The following is a 15741-nucleotide window of genomic DNA, read 5'->3' as shown; positions in this document are numbered from 1 at the left end:
AGGCCGGGCATTTGGGTATTTGGGCCGAGACGAAGGGGCAGGGGAAGCGCCCGGTTCTGTGGCGGGACGGGGCAGTGCCGCATCTCTCTTGCACGGTCCTGCGCCGATTGGCGCCTTTCGGCCCGGCTTTCCCGGTATGGGGGGTTGCGGGAAGGGAGGGGCGATGCGTATTTCAGGCAGGGCAGAGCAAGGGGCGGGTATCGGTGCGGATCGGGCGCGGGCGTTTCCTGAATACGCTGTCGGGGCGGTTCCTGCTCTTGACCGTCGCCTTCGTCATGCTGGCGGAAATCCTGATCTTCGTTCCATCGATCGCGCGCTATCGGGCGGATTACCTTCTGCTGCGGCTGGAGAAGGCGCAGATCGCCTCGCTTGCGCTGCTGGCGGCCGAGGATGCCACGGTGGGTGCGGATCTGGAAAAGGAACTGCTGAAGAATGCCGAGGTCTTCAACGTCGTGCTGCGGCGTGACGAGGTGCGGCAACTGGTGCTGTCCTCGCCGATTCCGGCCCCCATTCACGACACCTTCGATCTGCGGCTGGCGGGGCCGTGGGAATTGATCCGCGATGCGATGGGCGTGCTGGCGGATCCGGAGAACCGGGTGATCCGGGTGATCGGCAACCCGGTGCAGGATGCCGGCCTTCTGATCGAGATCACGATGGAGACGGGGCCGCTGCGGGCCTCGATGGTGGAATATGGGCTGCGCATCCTGTTCCTGTCGGCGCTGATCTCGGCGGTGACGGCCTTCCTTCTGTTCCTTGCGGTGCAGCGGTTGCTGGTGGTGCCCATCCGCCGCGTGGTGCGGCACATGACGGCCTATGCCGAGGCGCCCGAGGACGCGCGGCGCGTCATCGCCCCTTCGGCCGAGGTGGAGGAGTTGCGCGTGGCCGAGGAGGCGCTGGCCTCGATGCAGACGCAATTGACCGGGGCCTTGCGGCAGAAGGAACGGCTGGCGCAGCTTGGCGGCGCGGTGGCCAAGATCAGCCATGACCTACGCAACATCCTGACCACGGCGCAGCTTTTCGCCGACCGGCTGGAGGCGAGTGCCGATCCGGCGGTGGCGCGGGCGGCACCCAAGCTGGTGGGGAGCATCTCGCGCGCGGTCAGCCTGTGCGAATCGACCCTCGCCTTCGGCAAGGCGGAGGAGCCGCCGCCGCAATTGAAGCGCTTTGCCCTGCGGGTGCTGGCCGAAGATGTGGCCGAGGCGGAGGGGCTGACGGGTGAGGAGACGCAGGTCGCCTGCCTGATCGACGTTCCTGCGGGGCTGGTGATCCGGGCGGATGGCGAGCAGTTGTACCGCGTGCTGTCGAACCTGATCCGCAATGCGCGACAGGCGATCGAGGCGACGGGGCAGCCCGGCACGATCGAGATTTCCGGCGGCGAGGATGAGCAGGACTGGTGGATCCGCGTGGGCGATACCGGGCCGGGCCTGCCGCCCAAGGCGCGCGAGCATCTGTTCGAGGCCTTTCAGGGCGGGGCGCGCAAGGGGGGCACGGGGCTGGGCCTTGCCATCGCGGCGGAACTGGTGCGCGGGCATGGCGGGCGGCTGGACCTTGCGCGCAGCGACGCGGAGGGGACCGAGTTCCTGATCCGCCTGCCCAAGCGCCTGTCGCCCGGCGACGAGGAGTGAGCCCGCGCCGCGATGGCAGGCGCGCATTTTTCCGCTTGCACCCCCCGGCTGCCGGGGCTAAACGCAGCGCCACGACGGACCCGTAGCTCAGCTGGATAGAGCATCAGACTACGAATCTGAGGGTCGGGCGTTCGAATCGCTCCGGGTCCGCCACTTCCCCTTAATATCATTGAGGTTTTCGGGCTGACTTGTCCGATACCCAACATAAAACCCACCAACCCAAAAACGCTTGACCGTCCAAAGGGTGAGGCAAGTCGTTTCCCGTGCGATATGGCATCGGGTAGGGAATCAGCCCAGATAGACCTCAGCGCGGCCTATCCTGCTTTGAGGATACCCCCGCATCTGCGGGCAAGACCGTGAGGGCAATCTTAGGGAGCCTCGCGCGCGTATTGGTCACTCAGTCGGCTTTCTGTTATAACGGGAAAGCTGGGACAGATTGGGGGCGTTTCCTGCGTTCGGAAAAGCAAAAGCCCCGCGCTAGGCGGGGCTCAGTTCACTCTGTGGTCGGGCGCGCTTTACGCCACGGCTACGACAGGCGCATCAAACCCGTCTGCTTCATCTGCATCTTCAACTGACGCCGACGACACACAAATGTTCCATTCAGCCACAGAGGCATCGTGCCAGTCTTCCTCGGAAATTTCGTCAATGAGGGTCTTACCGGCAGGAACAGCTTCGATGCGCGCAAAAGCGGCCAGAAAACTGGCTTGGAGGTCCGGGGAAACCACCGGAGTCTTCTTCACTTCTTCCATCATCATAGTTCCTTTCCTAAGTAGTCACCACCATACGCTACACCCGGATGCCGGTAGGGCGCGTACCCGTATCTTTGATACTTCGCAGGGTCAACTGGGTCCTTAACTAGTACGCGCTTGCTCCCGAGAAGTTTAGCATATTCTTCCGCGCATGTAAGGATGGCGAACAAAGCCCTCCCTGCTAGTTGGTTAGGCCCATAGTACCTTTCAACCCACTTCACTGTTAAGTGTGTCCTTGCATGGGATGGACTTCCTAAAGCCAGTGCCACCAGAACGGGTGTATCACCAACGTGTTGCCAAATCGCTAAGTCGAAGTGGTCTGGCTCATGCCAGAACCTATACGCAAGCTTCTCCCAACTTACACCAAATCCTGTGTGTGTGGCTGTGCCATAGAACTTGGGCCACTCTGTCGCAGCGAAGGATAAGGCGTCACCTACGTCAGACCCCATCACCGAGCAGAGGGTCAACCTGTCCCACGCAGCGATGTTCCCGGAACGCAGTAGGCGCTTGTTGAGAGCGGTCACCGTCCGTCTGCGCGCCTCGTTCTTCAAAACATAGTAATAGGCTCTATCCGTCAATCTGCACTCACCTGATTCGCCAACCTAAATATCGTGAGGTTACCGGGCTCCGGTGAATGCAGAAAGCCCCGCGCTGGGCGGGGCCTCCGATACTGTGCATGACGGAAAGTGTCAGGCGGCGTTCTGTCGCTTCGCCGTCACGATGGCATCTTCCACGGTATCCAGATGCAACTGCGCCTGTATCTCCAAGGATGACAGGATGGCCCAAAGCTGATCCATGGCGCGTAGCCGTTTCCCGTGGGCGTCTACGAAGGGCAGTTCGTTGAGGATATCCTGTGCTGCTGCTGTCATGTGCAGCAACCGCGCAGCGTCCGCGCAGAGGTCATCCAAGTTCGCGGTGTTTATGACTTTAGCCATCACGCCACCTCCCCGACCAGCGCGTGAAGGTCGCTCCAAAGCGCGATGCTCGGCCCGGAGCGGTCGTTGATATCCCCGTAGAAGGCCACAATGGTCACTTTTGCAGCGAGGTCTTGCGCGGACTTGGCGGGGATTGAGAGGATGCGGGCTTGCAGGCCGTCGAGATGCGTTTCCGCCGCATCAAACTCAGCATCAGTGATGCCTTGTTTGTCGGCGATGGCAGAGGTTGCCTTCCACTCGGCGTAGAGGCGCATGATTTCGCTTTCGGTCGAAGCCCCGGCGATGCTGGGCGCGGCGGCAAGTGCAGCCAGTGCCAGCGGGGCGGTGAAAGTTTCGCGGCGGTTCATTGGTCTTCCTCCTGATATGCCCTTTTCGGGCGGTTAAGCTGCGCGCTGGGCCAGTTCCCGGCGCAAGGTGGAAAGGCGTTCAATCCCCGCCCACCCAAACGGAGCATCGCAGTTTTGCAGATCGGTGACTTCGGCCAGCAGATCCGCCACCGTCTTGCGGGCGGCTTCTGCGGCGGTTGCGGCGAGACGGGCAGCGGCTTGGGCCGAAAGTTCGGCATCGCGCTTCATCGACCACCAAACCGACTTGAGGGCGCGGCTCAGGCGCTGGCCCCACGTTTCGCGATTGCCAGCGAAGCGGCGCGCGATGGTCCATGCGGCGTTCATCAGGGCGCGGCGGTCGATCTGCATGTCGGTTGCTCCATCTGTTCTGATAGATTATCTATAATAGATGATGGATGGCCTTTCAATATGCCTTCTATCGTTTCTGAAAGATTTTCTATCGAAAGGGCGGCAATGCAGGGTGAACAGATCAGGGCAGCAAGGGCGCTGTTGGGCTGGACAGCCGCCGACTTGGCTGAAAAGTCGGGTGTCAGCTATCCGACCATTCAACGGTTAGACGCCACGAAAGGGCCTGTGGGCGGTCGGTTTGAAACCGTTGACGCAGTGCGCAGGGCGCTTGAAAATGCTGGCATTCAGTTTCTTGAGGCGGGCGGCACGGCAGCTGGGCCGGGCGTGGCACTCAAATGTGGCTAGAGACGGTTGCTGCCCTCATGTTCGTCGTGGGCCTTTGGCCGCTATGGTTCTTGGGCGCTATCGGCTGGGGTTTGTTGAAAGGCGGCATCTCGTTGCTTGGTGCGTTCCTCGCAATCACCAGCGGCGAAGTGAACGCTGAGGCGTTTCTTGGGTCGCTGTTGATAGTAGTCTTTGACGCGGCCAGCGCGGCTTGGTCTGTGCCTTCGTGGGCGTGGTCATGGGCCAAGTTCGAGCACCCTTGGATTGCTGCCATATTGGGCCTGATGGGTTTGGCTTCACAGAGTAGGCGATAAGCGATGACGGATGACCGGTTAGACCCAACGATTGAAGCGGAGTTGTTCATGCTAGACTTCAACGGCAGGCTTGAGGAAAGCGAACGGTTCGCCAAAAGCCCCGAAGGCGCGGCTCTTTTGCGTTTGGTGGCCGATGAACGGCAAAGGGCTGAGGAAACAAAGGCTGCGCTGGGCGCGCTTCGGCGGCAGGTGACAGAGCAAGAAAGACGGGGCCGCAATCAGACCGTTTTGCTTTGGGGCATCGTCGCAATGCTGGCCCTCTACATCAACGGATACCTGCCCTTCTGGTGAGTTCCGCGCGACTTGAAACGATTGATGGGTTAGACAACCCCAACCAATATAAAACAAAGGCTTACGCGCTTTCATCTTACGGAGGTTTCTGCGCGGAAGAAGCTATAGAAAGACGCCTAACGCTCCTTTTGCCTGCCGCGACAGTTCCGCTCCAATGCGCCGGATTTCTGCTACCTCTCGGCTGCGCCCGCCATGCTTCCAATTGCCGTTAGCAGGGCCTTCCGGCGCTCCACCTCTGGCACCATGTACCCGGCAGACCGTCCAGCCCGTGACGGCGGGGCATCGGCAACGCTCCCCGGTTCGCTTCGCCTTAGCTTTGCAACGGGGTGCATCTTGCAACCGTTTGGCGGGGCTAGTGGGGTTGCCGTCCTGTTTCATTCTTGCCCCCCGCCCCCGTGGCTTACCGCTCCGACAATTGCCTGTCCGCCCGCGTTCACCGTCACATGCTCCACCGTCACCTTCTGCTGCCCGCCTGTGCGGTATCTCTTGAGGGTTTCCATCTGGGTGGCGAAGGTTCGGGCCAGCTTGTTTAGCGCCCGCTCCGCCGCGTCCTGCTGGGGAATGGTGGTAACGTGATTGAGCCGCCGTGCCATCATCATCGTTGCGGCGTGAACGGCCCCCATCTGCACGGCCAGCATGGTTTCCAGTTCGTCGCGCGGTTCGACTGCCCGAACAACTGAAACGACAAAGTTGCTGTTGGTTTCATCAACCTTCGCACCCTGCGCCCCCAAGGCCGCGACCTGGCGCATAATCCCCGCATGAAACGACGGGTCGCAGGTTCCAAGTTCCGCCATCAAGAGAAGGCTCACAGCAGCATCATTCTTGCCGCGATATGAAATGGCGAGGGCATCGCCTTCCATTGCCAACTGCATCGGCGGTGCGCTGGCCCTTCGCTTGGCTCTTGCCGCCACGTCCTGCACCTTGGCGCGTTGCACCTCATTCAGGGCGCTCATTGCCTCATCAAGTTCCTCGTCGCTTATCTCTGCACCGCCCCGCAACCTTTGCCGCGCTGGGCTGGCCGCGCGTTTGGGCGGGGTAATCGGTTGAACGTTGTTCTTGCTCATCGTTCCTACTCCATCTTGGCGCGAGGCGGGCTTATCCGGCCCGCCCCTTGGGATTAGCGGCCCTGCTGTTCCGGCGCGGGTTGCCCTGCGGCCATGTCGGCAGCAGCAAGGCGCAGCACTGTCGCGGCATCGGTTCGGAAAGGTCCGTTGCCATTTGCCATCGCCCTGATGGTTCGCACGTCACCACGGGCGGCGGCGTTCATTGCCTTGAGGAAGGTGGTCGAGGTCAGGGCGCGGGCGCTGATGTTGGTTGCCCCGAGAACAGCGGCGGTGGTTCCCAGATCGGTGACGCCCCCAAGGAACAGGGTTGCCACCCATCCCACCGTGCCGGTGTTCGAGGTGTTGCGTTCGGCGTTCCCGGCCCGCACCCGCTCCGCAACCTTTGCCAGCTTTTCCAGTTCCAGCCGTGCCTCCTGCGGCAAGAGGATTGCCCGCGATTGGGGATCCAGCTTGTTCCAGTTGGTGAGAAAAGCAGAGGGAGAGAAGGCATCTCCTGCGGCGTTCTGCTGGCCTGCTGGGGGGCGTCCCATGCGGTCAACGATGGACGCGGCTATGGTATCCCAATCCTCACGGCTGAGAGAGGCACGGATGGCCCGAACGCGGGTGAGGTCGGAAGATGCCCTGTCACGCTGCAACAGCGCAGAGAAGGCCTCCCATGCACGTTCTGGGCTTTTCGCGGTGATGGTCGCATCAAGGCTGCGCTCGATCCGTTCAGCGCCCGCCCGATAGTGGCTGTTCGCGCGGCTCCATGTCGTGAAGGCATTCCCACCCACAGACTTCGCCGCTGCGGTCATATCGGCTGTCAGCGCGCCATACAGACGCTTGAGGCGTCCAAGGTCATCGCCTGCCAGCGCGCCCCCTTGCCTGCCACTCTCCGCCGCTCCTATGGCCTCTCCAACGCTGGTTCGGAATTGTTTGAGGGCTTGCCACGTAACCCCGTTTTGCCGCGCCTCGGCCATGATGGCATCCCAGCGGTTCAGCCCAAGGCGCTGGGCGAGTTCCGGGTTGCCAGCGAAGGCAGCTTTGGCATCGCCAAGGGCGGTGGTGGTGTTGTCCAGCGTGAAGCGCGCATCTGCCGGGATATTCCTGTCGACCACATCGAACAGCTTCCGCGACGTGTCCTGAAACCCTTTCACGAAACCCCGCAGGCCTTCCTGCAACGTGTTCCCTGCCGCAGAGGGCGAAAGCGCGGAACCTATGCGGCCGCGAATACGTGAGAACACACCTTCCACCTCACCCACCGCGCGGGCAGCGTCGCGCGCAATCACATCGCCTGCGAAAGGCACCTTCTCAAGCCCTGCGGCAATCATGGCGGCGGTCTTGCCCTGCATCCCAGCAGAGGGGGTGATGCCCAAGTCTCCTGCCGCGCGGGCTGCCAGTTGACCGGGCTTCGCGGGCTTAGTGGCGTTCTCTGCCGCCCGAACGGCTGCCCCGCCTGCCCGAATGGTGCCACTTACCCCGGCCAGTTCGGGTGCGGAAACCTCCAGGCCCATCATCAAGTCACGGGCGAGTTGCCGTTCCTCTGTCTGGTTCTGGCCAACAGCCTCACCGACAAGCCCAGCGGCCCCGGCTAGGCCTGTTCCAAGCCCGCCCAGAACCATCCCGCCAAGGTCGCCTACCCCTGCCACAACGCCCTTAAGGCGCGGATCCATGCCTTCGGGGAGGGCGCGCATGGTCGGGCTTTGGGACTGGTCGAGAAGCCCAGCGCCGAAAGCTTGGGTCGCCGCCAGTGGCGCGGCCATTGCTTCCCCGGTGGTATCCCCGAAGGTGTCCGGGCGCGGCGCGGTCGGAACAGCAGAAACCCCGTCATAGGCGGGCGGGGGTTCCTGCGGTCCGGGCAAGGTTTCTTCCCGGTATCTTACCGCGCCTTGCCCGCCGTCGCCCTGCGCGTAAAGGGCAAGCTTCGCCAGTCGAGCAAGCCGCTCTGCTGCCGCCGTGTCGCCCGCGCTGTGGGCATTCCGAACAGCGGTCATCAGTTGCTGATAGGTGACCTCACCGGACTGGATGCGCTCACCCATGTTGCCTGCGCCGCCAAGCCTTGGCAGTGCCGCCGTCGCCAATCGCTTTGCGGCTTCGGTGTCCCCTGCGGCGGTGGCCTTTTCTGCCGCCTTCAGAAGCTGTTCAGCAGTCGGAGCCGCAGCGGCGGCAGAGGGCTTGGCAAGATGCTTCTGAATGGCGGTTTTGATGCTTGCTTCATCAGTTCCGGCCGGAAATTCGGCCACCGTGCCGTCAGGCAATTCCACTTCGATTGCCTGCCCCGATGCTGCTTGCCGGAAACTTTCGAAGGGATTGGCGGCAGGCTGCCGAAACTTAGCGAATGGGTTTTCACTGGGCTGAGATGCAACCCCCACGCTGGATGACGTTGATTGAGCCGAAACGGGTGGCGCTGCCTGTGCGGGGACGGCACGAAAGCCATCGGCCACTTGGGCGGCACCCATCCCGCGAAGTTCGGGGAAGCGGGCGCGAAGGGCGTTCAGTTCATTGGGGGTCATTTGCGGGTTTCCTTAGGGTGGTTTGAGAGTGTCCATTGCAACGAGTTGCAGCGCGGCATGGGTCGGCCAGCGAAGGGGGGGATGCGGGTAGAGCGGAACCTGCGGAACCTTTCTCCACACATTTCGTCCAAATGCAGAAACAGGGGATTAGGGCGGAACCTGCGGAACCGACATATTTCCGATTTACTGAAATTTATCATACACTTACTGTTTTCGGTGAAATGTGTGGGAAAAGGTTCCGCAAGGTTCCGCTTCCGCAGGGGATGTCGATTTTCGGCCCCTCGATTATTGAGGTTCCGCACAAGGGTTCCGCAGTAGGTTCCGCGCGTGGTCATAGCCGCCCCTCCGGGGGCAGATAGCGGGAAAGGTCACGGTTAGGCCCAGCCGTGAACTTGCCGGATCGGGTCCACCCCGCGCGGGTCAGGATGCCCACAATCCGCATGGCGTCGGCTTTGCTCAGCTTGTCTCTGGGGATTTCCATGCGTTGGAAAACGTCGCGTGTGCTGACCTCACTCAAGCCCTCAACCAAGGAAAGAACGTCTGCCGTCCAAGGGTCATCTGAGGCCCGAAGGGCAACCACAGCCGCTGCCTCGGTTTCCGTTTCGCGGTCAAGCCACCACTTTTCCCCGGCGCGGAACAGGGCGACGGCTTCGGCCCATATTTGGTCCCGGTCGCGGGTCAGATCAGCCAAAAGAACCTCACCCACCACAACGGGCCAGAAGCGCCGCCCGCCAGTGTCATCGGTCAGATAGTCGCTGCGATTGGTCGTTCCCGCGAACACACAGCGTCGCGGTTCAATCACCTCGGCGCGGCCATAGGCGGGGCGATAGCGTTCCTCTGTGCGGCTCAAAAATGCCTTCACTGCCTCGGTATCAGATCGGCGCATGGCCGACAGTTCGGGCAGTTCGATAATCCACTTGCCGCGAAGCCCTGCGCTGGCGTCCTTGCTATGGAGGTCGTGCAAGCCATCGTGGAACCATGCCTCGCCTGCGAGAGCCTTGAGGCCCGAAGACTTTCGTTGGCCCTGCTTGCCCTCAAGAACGAGCGCGCAATCCGCTTTGCAGCCTGGTTGCAGCGCGCGCGCAACGGCGGAAACAAGCCACGCCTGCCCGACCTTGCGGACGAAGTTGGTATCCTCAGCCCCGCAATAGCGAATGAGCCATTCCCCGGCGCGCGGCACACCATCCCATGAAAGGCCTTCCAGATAGTGCCGGACCGGGGAAATGATGGTCTGCGCCGCCACTGCATACAGAGCATCTGCCGTCGTGTTCTTGGTCGCATCGGGAAAGCCGTTCCGATTGAACCAACGCACCGCAGCGGTGATATCGGTATCGGCCAACGGGCGGGCGGTGAAATTGGCGCGGGGGACAGTGGTGCCGGGGATTGGCCTTAACAGCAAGGTTAGCCCTGCGAACTCATCATAAGCCAAAGTCTCCTGCCATGCAGGGTCCGTTTCCAAAACCATGCAGGCATTTTCCGCGCACCAGATTGGGCGACCTTTCCGGCCAAGCACTAGCTGCGGCCCCTGCTGGGCAGGCGCGGCTTCCGTAGCTGTATCGTGCATGACGGATCCATTGAACGCCACCACCACGCCGGATTGCCGTCCAGCATCAGGATTGCCAACGCCAGACCAATTGGCCTGCCGAAGTTCTTCCCCGTAGGCCGCGACAGCTTTCCGAAAATCGCCGCCATGCTCGAAGTGGCAATAAAGGTCGAACGCATCTCCGAAGCGCGCGCCATTGGCGCTTGCCTGCCCCAGATCGGCGGCGGCATCGCTTTCCGAAAGGCTAATCCAGTAGTCACCGAAGCAACGGGTTGCAAAACTTCCACTTGATTGAAGGGGCGACCGCCAATCGTTTGACCTCCCCGCGCGGGTGTAGCCATAGCGTTCCAGAAGGCTTTCGAGGTCGTGCGCCGCGTTGAAGGCATCAACCGGGCTTTCGCCATGCCCGATCCGCTGCAAGGCATCCGCCCGCCGCCGTTCCTGCCGTGCTGCGACTTCCCGCCTCGCGGCCTCGCGGCGGCTTCTGATTTCCTCTCGCCTCAGGATAACCGGGTGTTGCGGGTGGAGGTTCAAACGGTCTGACTGGATGACCTCGGATTGATAGAAACCACTGCGCGGGTTGGGCAGGTAGATAAGCTGGCCCGGTCGTTGAAGGGCGCGGTCACAAATCAGAACCCCCTCTGTTGCGGCTTCCAGAAGGTCAAAGAAGGCCTCTGCCGTATCGGCATAGTCGGCCCCTGCCAAATCATCCTTGAGCGGCACAAGCGCCCGCCATTTGCGGTTCTGCTCGATGGCTGAGGATGTCGAATAGATCAGCGCAGAGCATTGCCCCAGCACTGATGCCAGGGCTTGCTTCACGTCCTCCAAAGCGAGGTTGTTCTGGTCCACGTCGAGGGCCAGCCAAGAGAATGCACCTTGTTCCCTCTGCACAGTGTGGGAACGCGCATCGGCCTCTGTATGCCTGCTAGGGATGAACCATTGCGCCCGCTCTTTTTCGACAGGCGGAGGCGGGTTGCGGACCATTGCGACGATTTCGGGGGCGGTGATGACGGTATAAGGCGTGCCTGCGTCTTTGGATGGATTGGGCCGACCGTCGTTAAGCTGGACGGCATGAGTATCGGACTGCCCCCAACCTGTCGGGAAGGCCCGCGCCGCAGTTGTCGCGGCGACGTCGTGCAAAATCGGGGATGGCTCACCCACGGGACCACCTCCCAGGAAATGCGTCCTTGATGGCCTCCAAGATGATTTCAACGTCCATCACGGTAGGGACGCGGTAGATAAAGCCGTCGTCCCTGTCGCGGTTTCGCCAAAGCCAGACCTCATAGCTTCCGCTGGCGGACTGCTGCGGTGTGTAGACTTCGATGACGGGGCGAGTATTGGTTTTGCGGTTAGGGAAGTTGATGACCGTCATTCCCGGCCCTCCCCATATGCGAGGTGGGCGAGGATGCCTGCGACAGGGCCAGAAAGGCCCCACCGGCGGCGAAGGATTGAGAGACGAAGCGCACTCATGCGGCCACCTCGGCCAGTTTCGCGGCGCTGGGTGGAAAGCGCAGGGCTTGCCGATCAGTGCCTTCAGGCAAGCTGTAATGGGCGAGGTTTTCAGGACCAACGTAGCGAACCTGAATTGGCCATCCGAACCGTTTTTGCAACCTGTTGCAGATTGCGGCCAACCGCCAACCTTTGGCTTCGCCGATCTCATCTCTATGCGTGATTTCGCGACCTTCCAAAAGCGCCGCACAGGTCCAATAAACCTGCGTCGGGTTGGAATACCATCCTGCGGATTTCTTCATTGCTCTGCCTCGGACGTTGAAAACCGGGGCGGGGTGCGATATGTTTGAAGCCTGCGAAGTCTGCCCAAACGAATACCGCCCCGCCGTTAGCCCCGGCGGGGTTTCGTTTATGCAGCTTGCAGTTTGGAGGCTTCCCACGCCTCAATCTCAGACAGCCGCCAGCGAGTGCAGCCCGGAGTAAGGCTTACCGGCTTGGGAAATGTCGGGTCCGTCTTGGCCCAGCGCCAAAGGGTTGCACGATGCACCCCGTAGCGGGCGGCAAGGCGTAGAACATCCACGAAAACTTCAGCCATATTTGCGCTCCGTCGAATAAAGTCTCGATTAAGCGCATTCTGTCGCACCGAAATCAGACTGCGAAACGAATGTCGTTTTGATTGATTTATGATTTTTCTAAGATTTTGGCCTACGACCGGGTCGAGAAAGGGCAGGAACTTCTCTGGTAAAATCCTTCCAAAGAGCCTCCCAAGCCGCACGACTCATTCCAACACCAAATCTTGCCATAAACCCACTCTTTCGCAGATCCGGCGTTGATCGGTGTGCTTCTACCATTGCTGCGACTAGTTCGGCGTGTTTGTGAGTTCGCGCCTTCCTATCTCCTTTGCGCTTGCGTTCACAAAGCTCGACAAGCTTATCGTAAATTTTGTTTGGATAGCTGGGGATTTCGTTGAGCGCGATGCAGAGTGGGAAGCCTTCAATCGGCCGAACAGAGTTTACCCAAGGCCCGTGCTTGCTATCTGGAACCCTGATGGTCATGGCGTTCAGGTCAACAAACGGAAGCTCAACCTTCCCTACCCGCAGCCTTGCCTCCCGGTCGGTCGGAAAGGTTGGATAGTCGTTGAAGTCGAAGGGGTCGTAGGCTTCCACCGAAAGGACAACAGGGGCAAGCCGATGGAGCGCCCCTGAGGGAGCAACAACCCGAATTTGGTCTCGGAAGAACTCAAGAAATCGAACCATAAGCCATGTATTGTAGGAGTCGACCTCATCGAAGGCTGGCCCGGTTGCAATCCGCATGGTTGCAATGCCGTCTTGCTCCAAGTCCCTTTCAAAGTCCTCGAGGGCCAGCGCGGCGTCTGCCTCCTCCCAAAGCACATGTGACACTTCTGATAGTGTAACGAAACCTTCTGGGCACCACATCAGCGCATCCTCACAACTTTGCCCTTGGCCTCTGCCCCCATCAGGAAGCCCGCCCATGCGGCCATCATCGCGCGGCGCTTCTCCACCATATCGCCCCGGCGATAAGCGGCTTCAACGGCATTGCTGATGCGGTGGGCCAGCGCAACCTCGGCCATTTCGCCGGGGTAGGTTGTCCGTTCCGCCACCCAATCGCGGAAGGTCGAGCGAAGGCCATGCGGCACGGCGGGCCGCTTATTCACGCGGTCAATGAAGCCTGCGCCGCCCTTTTCGATATCCGCCGCGTGCATCCGGCGCATGGTCATAGAAAGCGCCATGTCCGAAAGCATCCCGCCCCGGACAGCCGGAAACACCAGCGGATTGCCTTCTAGCTTTGGCAGGGCTTCCAAAAGAGCCACGGCCTCTTTCGTGAGCGGAACGCGGTGTTCCCGTTGCATCTTCATCCTATGCGCAGGGATAATCCAAAGCGCCTGTTTCGTGTCTATCTCGTCCCACCGCGCGCCCCGCACTTCGCCCGAACGCGCCGCAGTCAGGGCTGCGAATTCCAGCGCCCGCGCTGGGAAGCCGTCACGGGTCCGCAGATCGGCAATCCATCGCGCGGCGTCGTCCAGTTGCAGTGCCGGATGGTTGCTTTCGGTTGCGACTTTGGAAGGGGCGGGCAGCAGTTCCTTGAGATTGCCCACCCAGCGGGCCGGGTTGTCGCCTGTGCGATGGCCCGCTACGGTCGCCCACGAAAGCACGGCCTCAATTCGCCCGCGAAGGCGCGTAGCCGTTTCCGTCTTGGTCGCCCAGATCGGCTGCAAAACGCGCAGCACAGCGGCGGTATCAATCTCTTGGACGGGGAGCGCGCCCAGCGATGGTATGGCATAGGCGTCGAGCGTGCTGCGCCATTGGTCGCGGTGCTTTTCGTTCCTGAACCCGTCCAGCTTCGCAGCTAGGGCCTTATCAACGGCATCCTTGAAAAGCAGCCCCTTGCGCTGGGCGAGGATTAGGCGGGCTTTAGCCGCCTTCTTTTCCTCCACAGGGTCAACACCTCGCGCAATCAAGTCGCGGGCTTCGCGGGCTTTGTCGCGGGCCTGCGCCAGCGTGACGGTCGGATAACCGCCCAGCCCAATATCCCTGCGCTTGTTGCCCACCAGAACCCGCAGCACCCACGTTTTGCCGTTCTTGGGGGTGACTTGCATGTAAAGGCCGGAAACCCCGCCCACGGCAAACATCGCGTTGCCCTTGCCGCCCGGATGGGCAAGCCGCTTTACGTCGAGCGGTCCAAGTTCTGCGGCAACCTTCGGCATCGCGGCTATCCTTCGTCATACCCATCAAAGATAGAATCACAGGATGCGACGGCTTGCAACGGATAACGACAAGCGCAAAGGTGGCTTTCCGTAACCGCCTATATATATTGGGTTGTGCTGCGTCGTGTTGCGACAGTATGCGGCAGCACGATGGCGGCCTCCGGGTCCGCCATCCTCCTTACATCAATGCGGAAAATGCAGGCATGGCTGGCGGAAATTCTTCCTTTCCGCAAGGTTTCTGGCCTTGCCTGCGGTTCGAGACCGGGACAGGCACGGCCTGTGCTGCTGCGACCGTCCTGTTCCGGGCAGCATGGCGTCATCGTCTCGGCGGGGCGGAAATTCACGGCGGCGCGGGTGTTTTTCGCATTTTCGCCAAAATCCGCCTCTAGGCCCGCGTCATGCAGCGGATACATTCCATCGACCTCTTGAAGATCGTCATCGCCTTTGGTGTCGTGTGGGGGCATGCCTTGCTCATGACGCAGGATGGCGGGGTCATTGCCTATCTGCTCGGGCATGGTCTGGCGCGGACGGTCGTGCCCATCTTTGCCGTGGTGTCGGGGTTCCTTTTCTTTTTCACGGAACGCGGCGGCAAGGCGAAGCCGTGGCTGATCCGGCTTTTCGTCTTTTATCTGTTCTGGTGCGTGGTCTATCTGCCGATCTGGTGGCCGAAGCCCGCGACGATTCCGGCGGTGGCGGAGAACCTGTTCTTTGGTCCGCTTCATCTGTGGTATCTGGCGGCGCTGCTTCCGGCCCTGACCATTCTGCGGATGGTCGTTGCACATTCGGGCGGTGAGGAGGGCGTGCGGAGACGTCTGTTCTGGATCGCCCTTCTGTGCCTGTCCTGTGGGACCCTGATCCAGTCGACAGACTATTTCACCGCGATCGATCTGCCGCTGAACGCCTATCGCAACGCCCTGTTCATGGAGTTTCCCTTCGTTTCCTTCGGCTATCTGATCGCGGCGAAGGTCAAGCGCGACGGGATCGACGGCTTGCCCCCGGTGCCGTTGCTTTGCGGTTTGCTGGCGGTGTTGGTGGTGCTGCGCCTTGCCGAGGCATGGGTCAGCATGAGGACATTCGGCCTGAGCATTGTCGCGCCGCCGGAGTTTCCCTTCCTGCTGGCGGCGTTCGCCGTCGTCATCGTCATGCTGACCCTGCGCCTCAAGGTGCCGCAGATGCCGGTCAATTTCGGCTATCTGTCGATGATGATCTATTTCCTGCATATGGGCTTTCTGGTCATCGGGCTGCATTTCGGGGTGAAGGATGCCGAAGTCCTGACCGTGATCGGCCTCGTGGCCTCTGTCCTTTCGGCGCTGGCCTTGCAGGCCGTGCTGCCGTTGCTTCCGCGATCTGTCCCGAAACTGCGCGCTTTCGCGGGATTTGCCGGGCTTCAACGGGCGGAACAGGAAGAACGGCGCCCCTGATTGGACGGCCTGCCGCGGCCTGCGGTGGTCGGGATGCGGAGGGGCGGGGGGATGCGATGCCCTTCACCTTGCGCGTCCAAACTGGCATGTGGGGGGCGATTGTCCTTTAGGAGG

General features: G+C 61.3%; 17 protein-coding genes and 1 tRNA gene. 5 read left to right on the top strand and 13 right to left on the bottom strand.

Translation table 11 applies throughout. The features are described from left to right. Window positions 1-275 precede the first annotated feature (275 nt). Window positions 276-1625 (top strand): sensor histidine kinase, encoded by a 1350-nt coding sequence (locus TabM4_RS16360; protein ID WP_434622127.1) that lies wholly within the window; start codon window positions 276-278, stop codon window positions 1623-1625. Window positions 1626-1701: 76 nt separating this feature from the next. Then, a tRNA-Arg gene (locus TabM4_RS16355) sits at window positions 1702-1778 on the top strand. 362 nt (window positions 1779-2140) lie between these two features. Here TabM4_RS16355 and TabM4_RS16350 read toward each other — a convergent pair. The 4 genes from TabM4_RS16350 to TabM4_RS16335 all read right to left on the bottom strand — a co-directional run bounded on the left by TabM4_RS16350 (window position 2141) and on the right by TabM4_RS16335 (window position 4004). Further along, the gene (locus TabM4_RS16350; protein ID WP_434614747.1) at window positions 2141-2380 is read right to left on the bottom strand and encodes a hypothetical protein; all 240 of its coding nucleotides are present in this window, start codon (window positions 2378-2380) and stop codon (window positions 2141-2143) included. 683 nt (window positions 2381-3063) lie between these two features. Continuing rightward, a complete protein-coding gene (locus TabM4_RS16345) occupies window positions 3064-3309 on the bottom strand; it encodes a hypothetical protein (RefSeq protein WP_434614745.1) in 246 nt (81 codons plus the stop codon). Then, on the bottom strand, window positions 3309-3656 hold the full coding sequence (locus tag TabM4_RS16340; protein WP_434614742.1) for a hypothetical protein: 348 nt from the start codon (window positions 3654-3656) through the stop codon (window positions 3309-3311). Before TabM4_RS16340 ends, TabM4_RS16345 begins: the two co-directional genes overlap by 1 nt. A gap of 33 nt (window positions 3657-3689) precedes the next feature. Continuing rightward, window positions 3690-4004 (bottom strand): hypothetical protein, encoded by a 315-nt coding sequence (locus TabM4_RS16335; protein ID WP_434614740.1) that lies wholly within the window; start codon window positions 4002-4004, stop codon window positions 3690-3692. A 60-nt stretch (window positions 4005-4064) separates the two neighbouring features. Between TabM4_RS16335 and TabM4_RS16330 the strand changes: the two genes are divergently transcribed. Together TabM4_RS16330 and TabM4_RS16325 are read left to right on the top strand one after the other, a co-directional pair. Continuing rightward, window positions 4065-4349: a helix-turn-helix domain-containing protein gene (locus TabM4_RS16330; protein WP_434614737.1), complete on the top strand. Its 285-nt coding sequence runs from the start codon at window positions 4065-4067 to the stop codon at window positions 4347-4349. A gap of 296 nt (window positions 4350-4645) precedes the next feature. Further along, complete coding sequence (locus TabM4_RS16325) at window positions 4646-4933, top strand: hypothetical protein (RefSeq protein WP_434614734.1); 288 nt, start codon at window positions 4646-4648, stop codon at window positions 4931-4933. A gap of 374 nt (window positions 4934-5307) precedes the next feature. Here the strand turns inward: TabM4_RS16325 and TabM4_RS16320 are convergent, their stop codons facing one another. From TabM4_RS16320 to TabM4_RS16280, 9 genes are all read right to left on the bottom strand, one after another. Then, entirely contained in the window at window positions 5308-5997 is a 690-nt protein-coding gene (locus tag TabM4_RS16320) for a hypothetical protein (protein ID WP_434614731.1), read from the bottom strand. 53 nt (window positions 5998-6050) lie between these two features. Further along, on the bottom strand, window positions 6051-8219 hold the full coding sequence (locus TabM4_RS16315) for a hypothetical protein (protein ID WP_434614729.1): 2169 nt from the start codon (window positions 8217-8219) through the stop codon (window positions 6051-6053). A 601-nt stretch (window positions 8220-8820) separates the two neighbouring features. Next, window positions 8821-11193: a VapE domain-containing protein gene (locus tag TabM4_RS16310; RefSeq protein WP_434614726.1), complete on the bottom strand. Its 2373-nt coding sequence runs from the start codon at window positions 11191-11193 to the stop codon at window positions 8821-8823. Next, window positions 11186-11404: a hypothetical protein gene (locus tag TabM4_RS16305; protein WP_434614723.1), complete on the bottom strand. Its 219-nt coding sequence runs from the start codon at window positions 11402-11404 to the stop codon at window positions 11186-11188. The genes TabM4_RS16310 and TabM4_RS16305 overlap by 8 nt, the downstream gene beginning before the upstream one ends. A gap of 94 nt (window positions 11405-11498) precedes the next feature. Next, entirely contained in the window at window positions 11499-11783 is a 285-nt protein-coding gene (locus tag TabM4_RS16300) for a hypothetical protein (RefSeq protein ID WP_434614721.1), read from the bottom strand. A 107-nt stretch (window positions 11784-11890) separates the two neighbouring features. Next, a complete protein-coding gene (locus TabM4_RS16295; protein WP_434614718.1) occupies window positions 11891-12076 on the bottom strand; it encodes a helix-turn-helix transcriptional regulator in 186 nt (61 codons plus the stop codon). Between the two features lie 97 nt (window positions 12077-12173). Next, window positions 12174-12917, bottom strand: a complete 744-nt coding sequence (locus TabM4_RS16290; RefSeq protein WP_434614715.1) for a hypothetical protein — start codon at window positions 12915-12917, stop codon at window positions 12174-12176. Continuing rightward, window positions 12917-14206, bottom strand: coding sequence for a tyrosine-type recombinase/integrase (locus tag TabM4_RS16285; protein ID WP_434614711.1), 1290 nt, complete (start codon window positions 14204-14206; stop codon window positions 12917-12919). Before TabM4_RS16285 ends, TabM4_RS16290 begins: the two co-directional genes overlap by 1 nt. Window positions 14207-14304: 98 nt before the next feature. Continuing rightward, window positions 14305-14619, bottom strand: a complete 315-nt coding sequence (locus TabM4_RS16280; protein ID WP_434614708.1) for a hypothetical protein — start codon at window positions 14617-14619, stop codon at window positions 14305-14307. Here TabM4_RS16280 and TabM4_RS16275 point away from each other — a divergent pair. After that, window positions 14605-15627 carry an acyltransferase family protein gene (locus TabM4_RS16275; RefSeq protein WP_434614705.1) on the top strand — a complete coding sequence of 341 codons (1023 nt, stop codon included), beginning with the start codon at window positions 14605-14607 and terminating at the stop codon, window positions 15625-15627. The two genes, TabM4_RS16280 and TabM4_RS16275, sit on opposite strands and share 15 nt — an antisense overlap. The last annotated feature ends 114 nt before the right edge of the window (window positions 15628-15741 follow it).

Origin of the sequence: Tabrizicola sp. M-4 (assembly GCF_051132405.1) — a bacterium.
Lineage (GTDB): Bacteria > Pseudomonadota > Alphaproteobacteria > Rhodobacterales > Rhodobacteraceae > Paragemmobacter.
Note: the sequence above shows the minus strand (reverse complement) of the source record. Positions and strands in the feature narration are given on the sequence as shown.